The sequence below is a fragment of the Acinetobacter sp. YH12095 genome, assembly GCF_013419245.1.
In the GTDB taxonomy this organism is placed as follows: Bacteria; Pseudomonadota; Gammaproteobacteria; order Pseudomonadales; family Moraxellaceae; genus Acinetobacter; species Acinetobacter towneri.
Genome location: NZ_VPAL01000001.1, coordinates 322,462 through 342,259 on the forward strand (window position 1 = coordinate 322,462; position 19,798 = coordinate 342,259).

20 protein-coding genes are annotated in these 19,798 nt (G+C 42.0%); 6 read left to right on the top strand and 14 right to left on the bottom strand.

Annotation, left to right across the window (positions count from 1 at the left end):
* The first annotated feature begins 53 nt into the window (after positions 1 to 53).
* The 4 genes from cxpE to FTU35_RS01600 all read left to right on the top strand — a co-directional run bounded on the left by cxpE (position 54) and on the right by FTU35_RS01600 (position 6,405).
* Positions 54 to 1,274: a chloramphenicol efflux transporter CxpE gene (gene cxpE / locus FTU35_RS01585; RefSeq protein ID WP_167845886.1), complete on the top strand. Its 1,221-nt coding sequence runs from the start codon at positions 54 to 56 to the stop codon at positions 1,272 to 1,274.
* Positions 1,275 to 1,288: 14 nt separating this feature from the next.
* The gene (gene hda, locus FTU35_RS01590; RefSeq protein WP_004971812.1) at positions 1,289 to 1,993 is read left to right on the top strand and encodes a DnaA regulatory inactivator Hda; all 705 of its coding nucleotides are present in this window, start codon (positions 1,289 to 1,291) and stop codon (positions 1,991 to 1,993) included.
* 122 nt (positions 1,994 to 2,115) lie between these two features.
* The gene (gene rbtA, locus FTU35_RS01595; RefSeq protein WP_179991110.1) at positions 2,116 to 3,933 is read left to right on the top strand and encodes a rhombotarget A; all 1,818 of its coding nucleotides are present in this window, start codon (positions 2,116 to 2,118) and stop codon (positions 3,931 to 3,933) included.
* A 57-nt stretch (positions 3,934 to 3,990) separates the two neighbouring features.
* Positions 3,991 to 6,405 (top strand): CSLREA domain-containing protein, encoded by a 2,415-nt coding sequence (locus tag FTU35_RS01600; RefSeq protein ID WP_257220005.1) that lies wholly within the window; start codon positions 3,991 to 3,993, stop codon positions 6,403 to 6,405.
* 100 nt (positions 6,406 to 6,505) lie between these two features.
* Here FTU35_RS01600 and FTU35_RS01605 read toward each other — a convergent pair whose 3' ends face one another.
* From FTU35_RS01605 to FTU35_RS01625, 5 genes are all read right to left on the bottom strand, one after another.
* Positions 6,506 to 6,907 (bottom strand): DUF3106 domain-containing protein, encoded by a 402-nt coding sequence (locus FTU35_RS01605; RefSeq protein ID WP_004971806.1) that lies wholly within the window; start codon positions 6,905 to 6,907, stop codon positions 6,506 to 6,508.
* Complete coding sequence (locus tag FTU35_RS01610; RefSeq protein WP_004971804.1) at positions 6,897 to 7,217, bottom strand: hypothetical protein; 321 nt, start codon at positions 7,215 to 7,217, stop codon at positions 6,897 to 6,899. The genes FTU35_RS01605 and FTU35_RS01610 overlap by 11 nt, the downstream gene beginning before the upstream one ends.
* Complete coding sequence (locus FTU35_RS01615) at positions 7,214 to 7,828, bottom strand: RNA polymerase sigma factor (protein WP_004971803.1); 615 nt, start codon at positions 7,826 to 7,828, stop codon at positions 7,214 to 7,216. The genes FTU35_RS01610 and FTU35_RS01615 overlap by 4 nt, the downstream gene beginning before the upstream one ends.
* 156 nt (positions 7,829 to 7,984) lie before the next feature.
* Positions 7,985 to 8,761, bottom strand: coding sequence for an RNA methyltransferase (locus tag FTU35_RS01620; protein ID WP_004971802.1), 777 nt, complete (start codon positions 8,759 to 8,761; stop codon positions 7,985 to 7,987).
* Between the two features lie 50 nt (positions 8,762 to 8,811).
* Positions 8,812 to 9,786 carry a class 1 fructose-bisphosphatase gene (locus tag FTU35_RS01625; protein WP_179991108.1) on the bottom strand — a complete coding sequence of 325 codons (975 nt, stop codon included), beginning with the start codon at positions 9,784 to 9,786 and terminating at the stop codon, positions 8,812 to 8,814.
* Between the two features lie 177 nt (positions 9,787 to 9,963).
* Between FTU35_RS01625 and FTU35_RS01630 the strand changes: the two genes are divergently transcribed.
* Positions 9,964 to 10,149 carry an NF038105 family protein gene (locus FTU35_RS01630; protein ID WP_004971800.1) on the top strand — a complete coding sequence of 62 codons (186 nt, stop codon included), beginning with the start codon at positions 9,964 to 9,966 and terminating at the stop codon, positions 10,147 to 10,149.
* Between the two features lie 156 nt (positions 10,150 to 10,305).
* Here FTU35_RS01630 and pal read toward each other — a convergent pair whose 3' ends face one another.
* The 6 genes from pal to ybgC form a co-directional block, all read right to left on the bottom strand.
* The gene (pal, locus tag FTU35_RS01635; protein WP_131261174.1) at positions 10,306 to 10,875 is read right to left on the bottom strand and encodes a peptidoglycan-associated lipoprotein Pal; all 570 of its coding nucleotides are present in this window, start codon (positions 10,873 to 10,875) and stop codon (positions 10,306 to 10,308) included.
* A 71-nt stretch (positions 10,876 to 10,946) separates the two neighbouring features.
* The gene (tolB, locus tag FTU35_RS01640; protein WP_026438303.1) at positions 10,947 to 12,230 is read right to left on the bottom strand and encodes a Tol-Pal system beta propeller repeat protein TolB; all 1,284 of its coding nucleotides are present in this window, start codon (positions 12,228 to 12,230) and stop codon (positions 10,947 to 10,949) included.
* A gap of 193 nt (positions 12,231 to 12,423) precedes the next feature.
* The gene (gene tolA / locus FTU35_RS01645; protein ID WP_179991107.1) at positions 12,424 to 13,611 is read right to left on the bottom strand and encodes a cell envelope integrity protein TolA; all 1,188 of its coding nucleotides are present in this window, start codon (positions 13,609 to 13,611) and stop codon (positions 12,424 to 12,426) included.
* 3 nt (positions 13,612 to 13,614) lie between these two features.
* The gene (gene tolR / locus FTU35_RS01650) at positions 13,615 to 14,064 is read right to left on the bottom strand and encodes a protein TolR (RefSeq protein WP_180064439.1); all 450 of its coding nucleotides are present in this window, start codon (positions 14,062 to 14,064) and stop codon (positions 13,615 to 13,617) included.
* Complete coding sequence (gene tolQ / locus FTU35_RS01655) at positions 14,064 to 14,762, bottom strand: protein TolQ (protein WP_096901122.1); 699 nt, start codon at positions 14,760 to 14,762, stop codon at positions 14,064 to 14,066. Before tolQ ends, tolR begins: the two co-directional genes overlap by 1 nt.
* A gap of 27 nt (positions 14,763 to 14,789) precedes the next feature.
* Positions 14,790 to 15,197 (bottom strand): tol-pal system-associated acyl-CoA thioesterase, encoded by a 408-nt coding sequence (gene ybgC / locus FTU35_RS01660; RefSeq protein ID WP_179991106.1) that lies wholly within the window; start codon positions 15,195 to 15,197, stop codon positions 14,790 to 14,792.
* A 228-nt stretch (positions 15,198 to 15,425) separates the two neighbouring features.
* Between ybgC and FTU35_RS01665 the strand changes: the two genes are divergently transcribed.
* Positions 15,426 to 16,004 (top strand): hypothetical protein, encoded by a 579-nt coding sequence (locus FTU35_RS01665; protein ID WP_179991105.1) that lies wholly within the window; start codon positions 15,426 to 15,428, stop codon positions 16,002 to 16,004.
* 82 nt (positions 16,005 to 16,086) lie between these two features.
* Here FTU35_RS01665 and ruvB read toward each other — a convergent pair whose 3' ends face one another.
* The 3 genes from ruvB to FTU35_RS01680 form a co-directional block, all read right to left on the bottom strand.
* Positions 16,087 to 17,094 (bottom strand): Holliday junction branch migration DNA helicase RuvB, encoded by a 1,008-nt coding sequence (gene ruvB, locus FTU35_RS01670; RefSeq protein WP_004971787.1) that lies wholly within the window; start codon positions 17,092 to 17,094, stop codon positions 16,087 to 16,089.
* A 242-nt stretch (positions 17,095 to 17,336) separates the two neighbouring features.
* Positions 17,337 to 17,939: a Holliday junction branch migration protein RuvA gene (gene ruvA, locus FTU35_RS01675; protein ID WP_154320901.1), complete on the bottom strand. Its 603-nt coding sequence runs from the start codon at positions 17,937 to 17,939 to the stop codon at positions 17,337 to 17,339.
* 129 nt (positions 17,940 to 18,068) lie between these two features.
* Positions 18,069 to 19,409: a deoxyguanosinetriphosphate triphosphohydrolase gene (locus tag FTU35_RS01680; protein WP_104851741.1), complete on the bottom strand. Its 1,341-nt coding sequence runs from the start codon at positions 19,407 to 19,409 to the stop codon at positions 18,069 to 18,071.
* Positions 19,410 to 19,798 lie beyond the last annotated feature (389 nt).

Genomic DNA, 19,798 nt, shown 5'->3' on the forward strand with positions numbered 1-19,798 from the left:
TATTCAAATATTTTAACTTCTATAACGAATAAACTGAAAAAAGGCGAATTTCTATGGTCGATCGTACCTTGCGTCGCATTTTTATCCTGTCTGGGATAGTTCTGCTCCTTTGGGTGCTGTACTTATTAAAACCGGTTGTCATTCCTTTTGTTGTTGCATTTTTCATGGCTTATTTATTTAGCCCATTGGTTGAACAATTTTGCAAAGTCGGTTTGCCACGTTGGCTATCTATCAGTTTGGTTTTTATTGGGATTGGCATCGCGCTGACTTTGGCAGTTTGGTACATCATTCCTTTGGTTTGGAAGCAGTTGATGATTGCGCGTGACAGTATTCCTGTCGGTATTAACTGGATCAATTCGACCTTCTTGCCGTGGGTGTCTTCGACTTTTCATATTGAAGAAATGGAAATTGATACCTCGCACATGAGCAGCATCGTCATGGATTATGTGCAAACCAATTATAGTGCCGATAGTATTCAGGCCATGTTATTGAGTGTTGCACAGTCTGGTCTGAATTTTATTCAAATTGGTGGTACCGTAGTGCTGATTCCAATTATTGCTTTCTATTTTCTACTCGACTGGCAGCGTATGCTCGACAGCCTGCGTCGCTTAATTCCGCGTCCTTATGAGCAAAGCACTTTAGCTGTGGTGCAAGAATGTCACAGTGTATTAGGTGCTTTCGTTAAAGGTCAGTTTTTGGTGATGATCTTGTTGGGCGTCGTTTATGCGACTGGATTGCAACTGATTGGTTTAGAAGTCGGTTTGATTATTGGGATGGTTGCGGGACTTGCTAGTATTATTCCGTATTTAGGTTTCGCTGTAGGGATTGTTGCAGCCATTATTGCCACTTTCCTACAATTTGGCATTGACTGGATGCAATTGGTTTTAGTCCTTGTGGTCTTTATGATTGGACAGGCGGTGGAAGGCTATATTCTACAACCGTTTTTATTGGGTGATAAAATCGGGCTTTCGCCAGTCGCGGTGGTGTTTGCTGTTTTAGCAGGCGCACAACTGGCTGGATTCATGGGTATGTTGATTGCTTTACCAGTAGCAGCAGTGATTGTGGTTTTACTGCGTCATTTACGTGATTTTTACGAAAAAAGTTATTTGTATGGGCAACCTGTGGTGGTGTCGGAAGATGGTGCATCGGGTGACATCAGCATTGATACAGCACAAGTTCATATTGATATTGAGCTTGATCCTCAGTCAGCAAATTCACTGCAACAGACTGAAAAATCAAGTAAGATAAAGCCCTCAGATCAGCAAAACTCCTAGGTGATTACAATTCTATGCGTCAACTGCAGTTAGATATCGAGCCTCAATTAGATGCACGGATCAGTGATTTTTCTGGTCCGGGTTGGGGGCATGTGATTGATGCAGTTCGACAGCTTCATGCAGGATTGGTCAATCGCTTTTATGTCTATGGTGGTGCGGGTACAGGCAAAAGTCATTTATTGTCTGCAATTTGTGATTCCTATTTAGAAATTGGCAAATCAGCCATTAAAGTATCTTTACTTGAATTATTGGATGCCCCCACTGAAGCAATTACCTCTTTAGACCGTTATGATTTGGTTGCTTTAGACGATATTGAAGCGATTAGTGGTGTACCACATTGGCAACGTGCGGTGTTTCACTTAATCAATTACAGCAATGAGGTTGGTGGTCAGTTGGTGTTTTCATCACGTTTTGCACCGATTGAATTAAAGCTTGAATTGCCCGATTTGCAATCACGTTTGACGCAGGCAGTGAGTGTTAAAGTGCCTTCAGGCAGTTTGTATGCAGACCGACAAGCTTTAGTGAGTTCCGTGTTAGAGCGTCGCGGGATTATCATCGACCCACAAATTATTGATTACTTATTGTTACATGGCCCACAGCAGACCTCGATTTTGCTGCAAAGCCTTGAACAGTTGGTGCAATTACTTAAAGGAGAGAAAACGAAATTAAGTGGCGCAAACCTGCGTCAGATTTATGCTTTAATTGACGAATATCGGTAAAAATTAAAATTACTTGAGAATTTGCGCGAGCTATGCCAAATTATTCGGAAAATAATTCGAAGTTGCAGGGAATTTGCAACTAAAGAAGAAAAAAAACAAAGAAAATTACAAGGAGTACGCTTATGCTCAAGCAGAGCATCGGCATTGGTATGCTGTTTATCGCAGGTCATGCATATAGTAGTAATATCATTGTCACCACCACTGCTGACACCAAAGCAGATGATCAACAATGTTCTTTGCGTGAAGCCATTGAGTATATTAATTTAGGCATGCCTGAAGAAGGCTATTTGGGCTGTGGCGGAAAAAATGCCTCAAGTGTGATTTTATTAGAAAAGAAAGCCGTCTATCAAATTGATACTCAACTTAAAATTACAGAAAACCTTGAAATTAAAACCACCTATGACAGTAGTCTGAATGATAAAACTGCCCCAGGTTTGAATAATGCCACGATTCAGATGCGCGGCAATGAGCGAATTTTCCACATTGAAGATAGCAAGGATCGTTTCTTAAAAGTTTCTTTAAAAGAATTAACTTTACAGGGCTGCGGTGAGGAACGCTGTCGTCAGCAACAAGGTGGTCTGATTTATAATAATGAACATTTAATTTTAGACTATGTGAAACTGAGTCAGGGTGTAGCCAATCAAGGTGGGGCAATTTATAACCTCGCACAAATGACTGACGAGAAGATCCCTGCAGGTTTTATTGAGATCAAAAATAGCTTGCTTGAAGCTAACCAAGCGCAGGAAGGTGGCGTCATTTATACGCAATTCCCACGCTTTGTGATTACAACTTCAGTATTTAAAGGCAACAAAACCATATCAGTTGCTTCAGCCAATCTCTATTCTGCAGCAAGTTTGGCAGATGAAGAAATCAAAGCCTTTCCTAGTATGGGGAATATGATCGTGAGCAGTACTTTTACTGCAAATGAAGGCTATGTCATGAATGTGCTGGATGATATTGGTGTCAATAACATTAGCTTGATTGGTAACAGCCGTGGTGTGTATCTCAACGCACCTTTGGGTAAAGCCTATATTGCCAATAGTGTGATTTTGGGTAATCCACATCCTGTCAGTGTCAATACTGCAGCAAACTGTGTGCAAGCAGGTTCAGATGCAACAAGATTGCAAAATAATTTAGTCGGCGCAGGCTGTGGAGCAGGCGATAGCAACTATCCAAATACGCTATGGACTGCAAATTCGGTGCTTGCAGGTAATCTGCTTGAAGGTGCATGCCAAACCCTCAGTCAAGATAAAACGGCACTCTTTTGTCCATATCAAGTTCCTGAAAACTCATTCTTGGGCTTTATGCGCCCACGCGTATTGCTCAGTTATAACAGCCTGAAAGATTCTGTGGTGTTGAATCAGGGGCAATTACAACTGGGGGATAATACGGTAGTCGGTTGTGCTGCTTCAGATCAGCGCGGTAAAAACCGTCAGTCAGATATTACCTTATGTGACCGTGGTGCAATAGAGGTGATGGTTCCTGAAACTATGGGGCTTATAGGTCAAGATATTTTGGCGGGTCAAATTGCTAAAATGTCGGTGAGTGATTTGTTGGGTGATAGTGATTTGGTACCTAAAGAGTTTTGTGATCAGGTCTTTCCAAACAATCCGACAGGCCAAGCATGGCAAGCAGGTTGTGTGCAAATCGAGCAACTTGATACACGCTCTAAAGGAAAATTGACTGTAGATGAGTTAGGGAATTTGATATATACCCCAGATTCTGCTTGGCATGGTGCAGATGTTTTTAAAATTAAATTAGTCACCAGTACCACACGTTTTAACAGCACAACACCTTATATGGAAGTGAAAGTCCAAGTTATTCAAGAACATGAAAATCGTATGGAAAGCGATAAAATAAAAGTTTCTGGCGGTGCATGGAGCGCTTACGGATTAATGGCTTTATTGGGCTTGTTGGGTTTAAGCCGTAGAAAAGCATAAAGGATGAATATGAAAAATAATAAAAAAACACTATTAGGGATAATGGTGCTGTCTGCTATGTCGCTTATGGCAGCAGATAATCGTGTGATTCAGGTCACGACCTTTGAAGATCAAAATGGTGAAGACTTAAGCAAATGTTCATTACGTGAAGCGTTAGTTGCGGCCAAGCAGAATATTGCGTTCGGTGGATGTAGCGCAGGCAATACCAACCGTGGTGCAACCGATATGATTCAGTTGCAGGCTGGGGAATATATCTTAAACTCAGAATTACGCCCGCAATCTATGGTGCGTATTTATGGGGCGACAGCGGTCGACTATAACCAAGTAGATCCAATTACACATCGTTATCCTTCAATTGCACCGTTAAAAACCACTATTAATGCACATGGCAATAGCCGCATTATCAATACTTCAGATACCCAAGCCAGCGTGGCGCTATACGATGTCATTCTAAAAAATGGGAATGCCCATGGTGGTGGTAATGCAAACCCTGCAGATGCAGGCAAGGGTGGTGCATTATTTGTGGCAGGCCCATTAGCTGCGAACAATGTCGAAATTCAAAATTCGCATGCAGAACAAGGTGGTGCAATTTACGTTGTTGCTCATCAAGCGGAGCGTCAAGTCAATTTAGAGAATGCTTATATCCATGCGAACCAAGCCAAAGTAGGTAGTGTGTTGGCAATGGATTGTAGTGCCAACTTGGTCAATACACGCTCTATGGTGAAAATTGACCGCAGCAGTATTGTGAAAAATGGTGCTGCAAATAGTCTTAGTACTTTTGATCTTTGCGGCCAACCAGATCTTGCGTTGACTGCCAGTACGATTGCACAAAACCAAGCTGATACCAGCAAAGGTCATATCTTTAACTTAAGTAATGCAGAAAATCATCCGCTTAGCACTTTGTCACAGGTGTATTTGCAAAGTAATACCATTGTTGAAAATAAAGCATTGAGTACTTTGTTTTATGACAATTATCCACGTATTGTCCTCTCTTTTAATATGTTGGCCTTTAACCAAGGTAAATCTTGTCGTTATGCATTCCCTGCGAGCTTAGAGCAGGCGCGCAACATCAACACAATTCGCAATGCCTTATTCGCAATGGGATCAGCGACAGAGCAAGGCGAGTGTGATTTGCCTGAAACAGCAAATAGTTCTTATGATGGTGCTAAAAATTTGGATTTGACAGGGCTTAGCTTTGATCAAGTATTGCAGCCCTTGCAAGAACCATCTGCTTATAATTTATTCCTGCCGTTGTATTATCCAAAACTTGGTTCAGACCCTGCGAAAGATTTGATTGATGTAAACAGCATGGGGTGTAGTGATTATGAACAACGTGGTTTAGCGCGGGTGAGTAATGCAACTTTAACTTTAAATCCTGATGCAAAAAATACCTGTGAAATTGGCTCTGTAGAAGTGATGCGCTTAAATGCAGCCGATATTCAAAGCTTGCGTAATGTCTCTTATGAAAGTTTATTTGCCAATTATCAGCAACAAATTGACCGTATTCAGTCTGCGATAGATCAAAGTAAAGATGCTGCATCTTCGGTCGTTTCTCAATCGCGTACTGATTTGAAAACGATGCAGGATTTGTTGGCGAATACCAAAGCTAAGCAGCAATATCGTGCCATTTATGTTGATCCATTTGCGATGGCATTAAAGCAAGATGAACCAACTGCAGATGGGAAATTTGTTCAGTTAAGACAGCTTAATTCTGACAACTTTAGCATTAGCACTGAAGTATTGGGGATTGGTGCAATTTCGGGTTCAGGTACCACATTTAGTACCGATAAATTGACCCAAGATCCACTATTCAAATGTGAATGGGATGCACAGTTGCAACGGATTGTGATGTATCGACTGAATGATAAAGTCACAGAAGCAACCGATTCAGCGTATTGTAAATACACCATTACCTCAAAATTGGACAGTAATTTGCATTCTTCGGGCTTACTTGAAGGTAAATTTAGCAATATTGCCCCAATTGCAAAAGATGATCGTGTACGACTTGAATATGGTACAGACCTCAAAGTGAGTTTTAATCCATTGCTGAATGATAGCGATGCAGGCGATGGTTCTATCAGCACTTTGAAAGAAAATACCAATAAGCCTGCATTCTATAAAGATAGTACAGGACAAGAACTGGCAATTCGTTTTACACAAGTACCTTCAGGTGTGGTACTTACGGCAGATCGTGAAGCACATTGTCCTGGGGATTATGCACGTGAAATTTGTTATGGTGGCAATATTCAGGTTCAAGTACGAAATAGCTTTAGCCCATTTGATTATGAGCTGAAATACAGGATTTTCGATCATGAACTGGAATTATCGCCTGAAGCGACTATTACTTTAGAAAATACAGCGAAAAATACCAATTATGAAGCCAGTGGTGGCGGTGGGGGAAGCTTAGGTTTCTGGGGTATGTTTGGTTTAATCGGATTGGCGTTCTATCGTCAACGTCCAAGAAAATCGTAATCTACAGACTCTTTATTGCAAAAGCCTCATCTGTTTTACACGATGAGGCTTTTGTTATTGGTGACTTCAAGTACTTTCTATTATCCATGAACAGATAAAATTAGTGACTCATTGCAGGCTGCTGATATTTAAGAATGTATTCCTGACGAATTAAAGGTCGTTGTTCAGGTGTTGCTTGTTGCAAGCGTTGTCCTAATTCACGACGTTCTTGCGTGCTCATTTTTTGCCAAGTTTCACGCATTTTTTGTTTTTCGCTATCAGGCAGTTGAGTAAACCAATCCATCCGCTGCTGTAAAGCTACGCTTTTTTCTGCAGGAATTTCTTTTAAGTTTTGATAGCGCTTAATTAAGGCCAATTGTTCTTCTTCAGAAAGAGTTTCCCAGGTTTCTGAAATTTGCGTATCTGCATCTTTGGAAAAAATCCAAAAACGCTCAAACCCTGCAAAACTGGTTTGTAAAAAACTGAGCGCACAACACGCAATCACAATTCGTTTAGCTGCCATGTGGAACTTTGTCCTCACCCAACACCATTAACATTTCTAAATCTTCCACCATTTGTGGAGAAAGTTTAGGAACAGATACAGCTTGATTCTGCGGCTGTGTGGTCATTTCCATTGAATTTGGCAAGACCACAAAACCTGCAATTGCCGCAGCCAATGCAAAACCTGACATTTTCCAAAGCCCATAGCGCGATGTTTTCTTGTCTTGAATATTGTCCAAGACATGATTCATGACCGCGGCTTTGTCTTGATGGTGGCGAGCCAATCCATCAAGTTTAGATGTCACTTGTTTTAAGAAATCATCTTGTTTCATTCTGATGATCCTCCCAGATACGGATTCATATGTGCCAAACTGTTGCGTAAAGCTTGAATAGCACGGTGATAATGCGTTTTTACACTGCCTTCAGTGCAGTTCATAATTTGTGCGGTGGTTTGCGTATCAAAACCTTCCCAAGCACGTAACATAAAAGCTTGTTGTTGCCGCACAGGAAGCCCCGCAATTGCTGCCTGAATTTCTTCTACAGTCACAGCTTGATCTAAAAACTCTGCAGGATTGAGTGCTTGCTCATCGACAATATCAAGTTGTTCAACATCGTCATCATCTAAACTGATTTTTTTGAACCATGAAAACGGTTGAGCGCGGCGAGCTTCTTTACGACGCCAATCTTGTAATTTGTTATTTAAAATGGTGTAAAACAGGGGATACCATTCCTCTGTGGCTTTGTCAGCATAAGATTTATGCAAGGAAATAAAGGCTTCTTGCACCAAATCCATAGCAATGCCGTGCTGTCCTTGCGTTGCACTTTCCATCATCACTAAGGCACGCCCCGTTACGTCTTGCATGAAATTCTTCAGACGTTGCTCAGCCGTACTCTTAAGAGCACTCAAATTTTCCGAGTGTGACGACTTCGGGTTTAAATCCATAGAGATGGAAAATCCTGTCATTGGATACCCACCATTATTTTTAACATCATATTTTTATAACGCTAAAAACAATGGTTTGGTTGACATTGCAAGTTATTATTTTCAGTCTAATCTATTTTTTTTGCAGGGCTAGTCTTTTTAAAATAAATTAACCATTTACAGACGTTGGCGTACCATTTCAAAGAAACAGATTGAGCCTGCAATTGCCACATTCAAAGATTCCTGTCCACCTGGTTGTGGAATACTTACCGCTTCTGCATGCTGTAAGGCATAATCGGACACACCTTGACCTTCATTGCCTAGAATCCAGACGCAAGCCTTACGCAGATTTTTGGAATAGAGACTTTCTGCATGGTGTGAACTGGTCACATATACAGGAATCTGAAATTGTGCTAAGACATCTTCGAGTTCAATATTTTCAAAGGTATGCAAGCTAAAGTGTGCGCCCATGCCTGCACGTAACACCCGTGGCGACCAAAGTGAGGCAGAACCTTTGGTACAAATAATTTGTTCAATACCTGCTGCTGCTGCAGAGCGCAATAAGGTGCCGACATTACCCGGATCTTGCACATTTTCTAAAATCAGTGTGTCTGCTTTAAAGTCTAAAGCTTGGCTTGAACTTGGCACGTCGACAATGGCTAAACAGGCAAGGGAAGTGCCTAAAGTGCTTAAATCTTTATATAAAGATTCGCCAATGACAAAGACCACGCCTGTGTATTTAGCCAAAATACGCTCATAGTCAGGATGGCTTAGTGCATGTTCGGTGGTAAAAATCGAATTGATTTTTTTATTTTCATGTAACCACGCCAGACACAAATGTGTACCTTCAAGTACCGTTTGTCCCTGTTTTTTGCGATAGTTATTTTGTTCAATTAAACCACGTAAGTGTTTAATTTTCGGGTTATCTTTTGATTCTAAAAAAATCGTAGGCATGCGATAAAATCCACAGCAGTCAGCGAATGGCCGACTGCTGTTGTTAAAAATTATTGATGGTAGCTGCTGACCAAATCGACTTCATTTTTTGAGCCAATGATGACAGGCACACGTTGATGTAGGTCTGTGGGTTGGATGTCTAAAATACGCACACGACCTGTGGTTGCCGCACCGCCTGCTTGTTCCATGAGCATACTCATTGGATTGGCTTCATACATTAAACGTAAACGACCTGCTTTTTTCGGGTCTTTTAAGTCGTATGGATACATGAAAACCCCGCTACGGCAAAGGATACGGTGAATATCGCCCACCATACATGCAACCCAACGCATGTTAAAGTCTTTTTCGCGTGGCCCAGTTTTACCAGCCAAAAGTTCATCAATATAGCGTTTTACAGGTGCTTCCCAATGGCGTTGGTTTGAAGCATTGATCGCGTATTCTTTTGTATCGGCAGCAACTTGAATGTTGTCTGCAGTCACCAAAAACTCTTGGCTTTCTGGGTCAAAGGTAAAGAATACCACGCCTGCACCAACAGTGAGCGCCATCATGGTAGATGGGCCATACAGGACATAACCTGCAGCAACTTGTTGTGCACCTGCTTGCATAAAGTCTGCAGCTTGGGTCACGGCATTTTTTGCAGGTAAAATTGAGAAAATGGTACCCACACACATATTGATGTCGATGTTGCTTGAACCATCCAGTGGGTCAAATAACACTAAATATTGACCATTTTCCTGAGCAGGAGTGAATTCGTCTAATTCTTCCGACGCCAAACCACCCACATTAGGATGTTTTTGTAACGCTTCAATTAAATAATCATTTGAAATAACATCTAATTTCTTTTGTTCTTCGCCTTGTACGTTTTCATTTTGTGCACTGCCTAATACGCCCGCCAATGCACCTTTTTGTAATGTTTGGTCAATTGTTTTGCAAGTATTGGCTATAGTTTCAATCACTTGAGCAAGTTCGGGTGTTAAATTTCCAGTTTGTTGTTGTAGAAATTGGGAAAGGGTGCGGTATGACATGACTGGAAAACTCCGAATGACTGCAAAAATGAGGATAACAATATGCTGCAGTAGTTTAGATGAGAACGCGTTAAAAGAAAAATTAAACTCGACTATTTGCTGTGATTTTACCCTTGCAAGTCCTGCAGAAAGTGCTATGTTGATGTGAAGGATTTAATTTGAGATAGGAGCACAGATATGACAACGTTAAAGTTTGATGCGACTCCAACGCCAAGCGAAGGGATTAGTTTAGACGATATTTCTGAGGACAAGATGAAAGCCGCTTGGAAAGATTACGAGTCTAAACCTGAATATAAAAAGTTTAACAAGCATGATTTGATTGAATCTATGCAAACTGCAAAAGCTGATGCCGAGTCGGAATAACTGAAGCAAAGCTGTATTTCTGCACTTATCTGTTAGTTTTTAAAATATTCGTTTGCCCAGTTTTTTATGTCATAAAAAAGCGCCCTTGTAATAAAGAGCGCTTTTTTCGTATTGGGGAAACACGTTCTAAACGAGTTTTTCCCAAACAGCAAATTATTATTTCAATAATGGTGGAACAGCTTCGTAGTTAATTTCTACGCGACGGTTTTCTTTCCATGCATTTTCATCATGTCCAGGGTTGACTGGCATTTCTTTACCATAGCTCACTGCTTCAAGCTGACCTGCGTTAACGCCGCTGGTGATTAAGAAACTTTCAACTGCTTTGGCACGACGCTCGCCCAATGCCATGTTGTATTCACGTGTACCACGCTCATCGGTATGACCTGTAAGTGCCACTTTAGAATTGGCATTGGCCATTAAAAACTGTGCATGTGCTTGTAGAGTCTGGTAATCATCATTAGATAATTCGCTGCTGTCGTAGTCAAAATGCACCACGCGCTTTGCTAAGAAAGCTTTGTTGGCTTCGGTTACACCTTTAGCAGATGCACCTGCAAGGTTTTGTGCATTTAAAGCTGCATCTTCACTCAAACCTTGGGTGTTGACTGTGGTTGCGCCACTTGGTGTTTGACCTGCTTGTAAGTCAGTCGTTGGTTTGCGGTTTGCACAACCTGTCATCACTAAAGCCGATGCCAAAACAGGGAGTACCAATAATTTAACTGCGTTCATCCTCATCTCCATGAAGCTTGATTTTTGGTTTTAAAACAGAACTGAAAACGTATTTACTTTGCGGGTACTCATTATTTTGGTGCCCACGCAGGTTCACGCACTTCACCTTGTTCACTAGGTAAGTTCATGCGGAAGCGACCATCTAAAGACATAATCGATAATAAGCCACGAGCACCTTCGCGTGTCGCGTACACTACCATTTGCCCATTTGGTGAGAAGCTTGGCGACTCATCCAAACTGGTTGGGGTTAAAATATTGGTGATATTGGTGTTGATGTCTTGAATTGCGACTTTGTAGTTACTGCCACTTGGACGATGTACCAATGCCAGTTTACGACCGTCGGCACTGAGCGTACCACGTGCGTTAAATGCACCGCGGAAGGTTAGGCGTTTGCTGCTGCCTGTGGCAAAGTCATAACGATAAATTTGTGCGGAACCACCACGATCTGAAGTGTAAATAAATGATTTACCATCTGGTGCATAACGTGCTTCGGTATCAATCGCACTGTCATTGGTCATGCGTCGCAGTTCACGGGTGCTTAAATTCATTTGATAAATTTCTGGATTGCCATGCATGGATGCGGTAAACAACATACTTTGACCATCTGGTGAGAAGCTTGGAGCACCATTTAAACCACGGAAACTGGCTAATTTTTCACGCTGACCTGTCGCCAAATCTTGCACATAAATAGCAGGGCGTTTGGTTTCAAACGACACATAGGCAATTTTTTTGGCATCTGGTGTCCACGCAGGCGACAAAATAGGATCACGCGAAGTCAAAATGGTTTTAGGCTGTTCACCATCAGTATCGGCAATTTGCAGGGTATAGCGTTGTTCAGGTGTTGCAGGGTTGCGCAGTACATAAGCAATGCGTCCGCTAAAGTCACCTTTAATGCCCGTGAGTGCTTCATAAATGGCATCACTGATCATGTGTGCAGCAGAACGTACGCGTGACGCAGGCACGCTTAATAATTCATTCAATAAGTATTGCTGTTTTTGCACATCATAAAGTTGGTAATGAACTTCATAACCGCCTTCTGCAGTGGCTTTGACATTTCCCGTCACCACATAAGGTACACCTGCGGCTTGCCATGCAGCTGCATTTGGATTGTTCATGCTTGCAGTTGCAGCAAGGTTTTTAGATGAACTGGTGAATTTGCCTGAACGGTTTAAATCGTTTTCTACAATAGGATAAATACTTTGATCATTGCCAAACGGCACAATCGCAATTTTAGGTGCTTCTTCTGGTGCTTTGGCAATTTCTAAATGCAGTTGTGCAAAAGATTGTGTGCTTAAAACTGGGCTAAGCGCAGTTAAAATAGCAAGACAAAGTAGGTGTTTACGCGTTGTTTCCATCATTCGCTATTTTCTCAAATCAACATAACTTTTTTGGATGTAATTGTGGTACATAATGGCATGCTTTGGTAGGAATGAAAGCATGAATTTATAATAAAACTGTTATAACACTGTGAAAATTTAAATTTATTTATACTCGTAAATATTTTGAGAAGGAGTTAGCCAAATAGATGTTATTCGGCTAACTGGTAACTTATTGCGCTGTAAAGGTAGAGGTGAAGCTACGTGCTTCGCGTCGTGCATCTGGGTCTGATGGCATCGGATAAGGTGCGGCAGCACGAACAGCAGCTTCTACACTGGCTTTCATGTCAGGGTCGCTAGAATTAACCACGACAGACTGAACTGCGCCACTGTCACTTAAAGTCACGCGGGCAGTTGCACGTTGACCCGAAGAACCAGCTGGGGTATCCCACGCTCGTCTGATTTTATTTTCGAAATCGCGTTTAGCAGTGGATGCAATGCGTCGTACTTCAGCCTTTTTCTGAGCAGCTTCTTCTGCAGCTTGTTTGGCAGCTGAAGCTTTGGCTTCAGTATCGGCACGTGCCTTCGCTTCGGCATCAGCTTTGGCTTTTGCATCTGCGTCAGCCTTACGTTTTGCTTCGGCATCAGCTTTGGCTTTTGCATCTGCAGCAGCTTTACGTTTTGCGTCGGCATCAGCTTTGGCTTTTGCATCTGCTGCAGCTTTACGTTTTGCATCGGCATCTGCTTTGGTTTTTGCATCTGCGTCAGCTTTACGTTTTGCCTCAGCATCTGCCTTGGCTTTTGCATCTGCTTCAGCTTTGCGTTTTGCTGCTGCATTGGCTTCGAGTTGACGTCTTTCTGCCGCTTCTGCTTTTTTCAGGGCTTCGGCTTCTTTACGACGTACAGCATCTGCTTCAGCACGTGCTTTGGCATCGGCTTGAGCTTTTGCTTTGGCGTCAGCTTCTCGTTGAGCACGTTCTTCGGCGCGTGCTTGTTGAGCTTTTAAGCGTTCAGCTTCTAGTTTTTGTCGCTCTGCAATTTGTTTGGCTTCAGCAGCTTGTCGTTCTGCACGTGCTTGAGCCTCTGCTGCTTGTGCAGTTTTTTGTGTATCAACTTGAGGAGCGGGTGGCGTAGGAGCCGCTGCAGGTGTTGGAATGACAGGGGCAGGTTCAAGAGCAGGCTCGGCTGTTTGAGTAATTTGCTCTGCTACATTTTCATGTGTGGTTTCAGCAGATTTAGTTTCTAATAAGGGTTTTAAATCTTCTGGTTTTATTAATACCGTTTTAATGGGTTTAGGCGGCTCAGGTGCTTTACTCATGCCCAAATAAAGCAAGCCAACCACTGCGACAAGGTGGACACCTACAGTGAACCCAATCGCGATGGCTTTTTGTTGAAAAGGTGGCTTTTTAAAATCTTTCATAAATTACTTTAAAGGCTCGGTCAGCAATCCAACTTGGGTTAAACCCGCATCTTGTAAGTCAGACATTAACGCAATCACATCACCATAAGGGCGTGTATTATGACCGCGAATAACAACCTGAAACTCTTTGTTTTCAGCTTTGGCTTGAATTTGAACATCGGTCAAAATTTGTTTCAGTTGGGCTAATTCCAAAGGTTCGGCTTTGTGTTCTTTGTATTCTAAAAAATATTGCCCATCTTTATTTAAAGTCACCAAAGCAGGGGCATCTTTCGATTCAATTGGATTACCATTGGCTTGAGGTAAATCGACTTGAATCCCACTGGTAATCATTGGTGCAGTGACCATAAAAATCACCAATAACACCAACATGACATCAATATAAGGCACTACATTCATGTCACTTTTGAGTGGTTTTTTTATGCGCTCGAAGCGTCCTGAGCGTTGAATGGCCATTAGTCGTGATCCTGAGTATTGCCTAAAGATTGACGTTGTAATAAAGCCACCATTTCTTCGGCAAATAAAGCACGATCAGAATAAATCGCTTCGCCTTTGGCGGTGTAATGGTTAAAGGCAAGTACCGCAGGAATGGCGGCAAATAAACCAATGGCTGTGGCAATGAGGGCTTCGGCAATCCCTGGTGCGACTGTTGCTAATGTGACTTGATCGACATCTGCCAGTCCAATAAAGGCATTCATAATACCCCAGACGGTACCAAATAAACCCACGTATGGCGCAACCGAACCAATGCTGGCCAATGCACCTAAGCCTTGTTCAAGTTGGGCTTGGTCGCGACTTAAACCGACACGTAAGATACGCTCTGTGCCTTCAATGGTTTGTGAAGCATGCGCTTGGCGCTTTTTGAGTTTTAAAAACTCACCTAAGCCTTGATAAAAAATATCTTCCAAACCGACACGTTTTGAATTGAGCTGTGCATTGTTGTAAAGCGTATTTAATTCTGCACCAGACCAGAAGATTTTCTGGAAATGCTGATCATCTGCCTGTGCCTTTTTATAGCTCATGTGTAACTTGGCAATCAGATACCAACTGTATAATGATGCTAAAAGCAGCGAGAGCATTACCAGCTGAACAACAGGACTTGCTTGTAAAATAAGATCTGATACTTGAAGAGATGATTCGAGTTGTGTTGCCATAGTTACTACATGTGCCAATTCATTTTTTTAATCTTGTCCTAATTCTTTCAGAATAAGGCTACGAATTTCATCTGGCAGACGACGTGGTTTCATATCTGAACCCAGACAGGCCAATTCAACCTCGCCAGATGCAAGCATGATTTCACCACGATAAATATTTTGTTGCAATACAAATGATGACGCTTTACACGAAACTACACTTGCTGTAACAGTAATTAGGTCATCCATAAAGATTGGACGTGAATATTTCACGTTAATTTTATGTACGACAAAGTTATAGTCTTGTTGATGCCAATAATGATCAACACCCGACGCACGAAGCCACTCGGTACGGGTACGTTCCATAAAGCGAATATGGTTGGCGTGGTAAACAATGCCGCCTGCATCAGTATCTTCCATATAGATACGAATTTTAAATTCAAATTTATTCGCCATGATGATGTTCCGCTTCAATGTTGCAAAGTTGTTTGATAAGCAATACTTATAGCTTACGCCGTGTCTGTGAAATTGACGTGAATCGGTGCTATAAGTCAAGCTGTGTATAGCGTGGCAGTTTATCATTCTCAACGCTTCGTCCAATGGCACAAGATTTCAAACATGCTTTTAAGTTAAAATTAGCTGCCTGCCTGATACATGCAGATGATCCACCCCAATGAGCAGCACATGAGCCGTTTAGTTAAATTTTTTATGGTAATTGCCATATTGTATTTGTTGTGGATGACGCTGTTCCAGCCAGATGGAGGAATTGCGGATAGCACAACCTATCAGTCATCGCAGCAAGTGCATCAATTTAAAGACTATATCATTCAAGCTTTGGAAACCTATGAAGGTGAGTTTCGGGTATTGTCACGTGAAAATTATAATTTTGGACGTGAAGCCGAACTTAGCCCTGTCGATTTTGCTTTGGGATGGGGCGAAATGGCCAAGCCTGAAGTGTATAAACAGTTGTCTATTCGTCAAAGCAACCGTTGGTATCATTGGCGTTATGAACAAGCACCCCCGATTCCTGTGCAAGAGATTGCAAGTTTGAGCGCTAATACGCATTTAATTCCTGCCACACCCGCGATTGCGACACAGTTAAAACAGATTGATGAAGATGATTTGATTTATTTGAAAGGTAAATTGGTTGAAGTTACTGCCGCAGATGGGTGGCAGTGGCGCAGTTCTTTAAGCCGTCATGATACAGGGGCGGGCGCGTGTGAATTAATGCTTGTTGAAGATGTGCGTATTATTGAAAATTAGTGTCTATCTACAGACCCAATTGACCTAAATATTTAATAACTTAAAGGGAGATAGCTCCCTTCAAGCTATTTTTTCCTTTGAGCTATTTTTCTTTTGGCTCTGGCGGTGTCATCCCAAATTGTAAATACGCCATATTGGTCGCAATACGCCCGCGAGCGGTTCGCATTACATAACCTTGTTGAATTAGGTATGGTTCAATTACATCTTCCAAAGTGCCAGAGTCTTCAGCCATAGCAGCGGCCAAAGCTTCCACACCTGCAGGCCCACCATCAAAACGCTCTAATAACATTGATAAATAACGACGGTCTAAGGTATCTAAACCATCTTTATCGACATTCAGCATATCTAGCGCACGTTGTGCCATCTCTTGCGTGACTTCACCTGTGCCTTTGACCTGCGCATAGTCACGAACGCGACGCAATAATCGGTTGGCAATACGTGGTGTACCACGTGAACGACGAGCGACTTCATTGGCTCCTGCATCGGTCATTGGCACATCCATTAAACTCGCCGAGCGTTTGACAATATGGGTCAAATCTTCAACCGAATAAAATTCCAAACGCTGCACAATACCAAAACGGTCACGTAACGGTGAGGTGAGTAAGCCTGCACGTGTGGTAGCGGCGACAAGGGTAAATGGTGGCAAGTCCAGTTTAATGGAGCGTGCTGCAGGCCCTTCACCAATCATGATGTCCAGTTGATAATCTTCCATCGCTGGATACAAAATCTCTTCAATCACAGGTGAAAGACGATGGATTTCATCAATAAATAACACATCACCTTCTTCAAGATTGGTCAGCATGGCGGCTAAATCGCCTGCGCGTTCTAAGACAGGCCCTGAAGTAGATTTAAGATTGCCGCCCATTTCACGGGCAATAATATTGGCGAGTGTGGTTTTACCTAAACCTGGTGGTCCAAAAATCAGGGTGTGGTCCAGTGCTTCTGCGCGTCCACGGGCTGCACCAATGAAAATTTCCATTTGTTCACGCACTACAGGTTGCCCAATATAGTCATCGAGTGAAGTGGGGCGAATGGCGCGATCAATTTGATCTTCGGGTTTTTCAGAACCACTGATTAGACGGTCTTGCATATCGTGTTAACTAATCTCTTGAGCTGGGCATTTTGATGCTGCATGCACAGCCTCAAAGTATGAGTTGCGTTTAAATGCCTTTGCGAAGGCATGATTTTACTTTTGAAAGATCAAAAGTAACAAAAATCTTATGTTGAGTTGAGGGTATATCCCTATACCCCAACTCAACGGGCGACATCCATGTCGCCAGTCATGTATCCAATATTGGAAAGATGAACTTACGCTAGGTTTGTTGGCATCTTTTATTTATTCATCGACTTTAATGCTGCACGGATAATATCACTGGCTTCAGTAAAATCGGCCTTAACTGCATTAATCAGTTTTTGTGCTTCGGCAGGTTTATAACCTAAAGACTGTAAAGCGGCTTCGGCTTCGGCAACAGCAGAATTGCCCGTAAAATGGATTTGAGTCGCAGTGGAATTGCTGCTGCTCACTTCGTTGGACATGGCTTTAAAGCGATCACGCAATTCAATCATCAGGCGTTCAGCGGTTTTTTTGCCCACACCTGGCACTTTAATCAGGGTGTTAATATCTTCATGTTCTACGGTGTGAATCAGTAACTCGACACTCAAGGTCGATAAAATACCCAGTGCCATTTTCGGGCCGACACCATTGACTTTGAGTAAGGTACGGAAAATGGTTTTTTCTTGGGCTTCTAAAAAGCCATATAACAATTGAGCATCTTCACGCACAGCTAAATGCGTCCACAGGGTAATTTTATGCCCCTTTTGTAACTGGCAAAATGTGGTGAGTGGCGTGTCAATTTCATAGCCCACACCATTCACGTTCAGTAACACGGTTGGTGCTTCTAAAGCCAATACTTCGCCAATAAGACATCCGATCATATTTGTGGTTCACTGATTAATTTAAAATAAGTTGCTGTTCGCATAGTAGAGTGCATTTTCACAAAAGGCAAAATCTGCGCTTAAATCCTACTTCTATTTATATACAAGTATTGATATGCAAATTATTCATTACAGCAAGCCGACCTTATTGCCTTGTAATTCTTGCGACAAGTTATAGGCTTGGTGATCTGAAAACTTAGAGATAATATCCAAGACTTGCATAATATTGTCATAGTGATTATGCGCAAAATCTGCCCCTGAGCGTTGCAAGATTGACATTAAACGCTGCTCTTTAAAACTTAGGGTTTTATGTGGCGTGGTGAGTGGAATAAACGCATCCAAAATGTTTTGTAAACTTTGATGCGCAATAATTTCCAGCCCTGCCTTTTGTGGATGCTCGAAAATTTTCTCACGGGCTAAGTCTTTGGCGCGATTAATACCAATTTCAATATCTGCCGAGCAATATTGTAAAAGACTGCCTTTGAGCTGTCCCATTAGAATTTCCAAATGGTGTTTGGCAAACGCTGTGGTGACTTCATCGACCAAACGTTTCATGACCCGACCACGCAAAGCGGCAATTTTTTGTTGCCATGTGGTACGTGCCATCGCCAGTTCTGCTGGAATACCGTAGTCACCAATCAAGTTTAAAAAGATCGGTTCAACTTCTTCATAGCTGAGCATGTTTAAGATAATGCCATCTTCCAAATCAATTAAGGCATAGCAAATATCATCTGCTGCTTCCAATAAATATGTCAGTGGATGACGGCAATAGTGATAATCGCCCAATTGAATCAGACCAAGCTGTTCTGCAATTTGTTTGAGAATTTCTTTTTCGGCTTGGTAACAACCAAACTTATCACGTTGATTGGCAGGGCGGTTGCCTTGTTCGGCAATGGTTTTGGAGAGCCATGGATATTTTAAATAAGCGCCTAAAGTGGCATAGGTTAAACGCATGCCGCCATCATTTGGATGATAGTCAATTTTGGTGAGTAGCCGTAAACCTTGCGCATTGCCTTCAAACTGACGGACATCGGCTTCTTCTTCATCACTAAGTTTGGCGAGGAAATTGCCGTGTGAAGCATCATCAAACCATTCACGAATGGCGTATTCGCCTGCATGTCCGAAAGGTGGATTGCCAATATCATGTGCCAAGCATGCGGCTTGAATAATCGCACCGACATCGGCAGGGGAAATCCACATAGGCAAGTGGTCTTTAATTTTTTCTGCAGCCAACATCCCTAATGAACGTCCAATACAAGACACTTCTAAAGAATGGGTTAGGCGAGTGTGAATACCATCGTGTTGAGTCAATGGATGGACTTGGGTTTTACGGTTTAACTGTCTAAAACTTTGCGAAAAAATAATACGGTCATAATCTTTATGAAAAGGGCTGCGCGCCTGTTCTGTACTTTGTTTTTTACTACCAATTCGAACTGTGGAAAGCAGTTCTAACCAACGCATTTGAGTCATTTATCATTATTCACTATGTGCTTGTTTTGCATCATGCCAAAAAAATGACAAAAGCTCTAGGGGCGTGCGACATGGCTTGTCTTTTTAAATCTAAATTCATACAAAATGGGGGATAAGTTTGTGGCGAAGCGTACTTTAAATTTTTTTTTGGGGCTATATAAATCGAGGATTGGATGATGCGTATAGGTTGCCAAAATAGCAACAATGCTCAAATTTTTATGCTAATTTCTAATTAATTGTGAAATGGATAGCGAAGCTTAAATAACCCGAATTACGGATAAGAAAAGCCCTTGAAAAAAAGGTAGTTAGAGCCATTTAGAAAGTTACGACACAACCCAAAGGCTCTAACTACCATGTACGATTTTACAGAAATTTTTTGTATTGTTGAT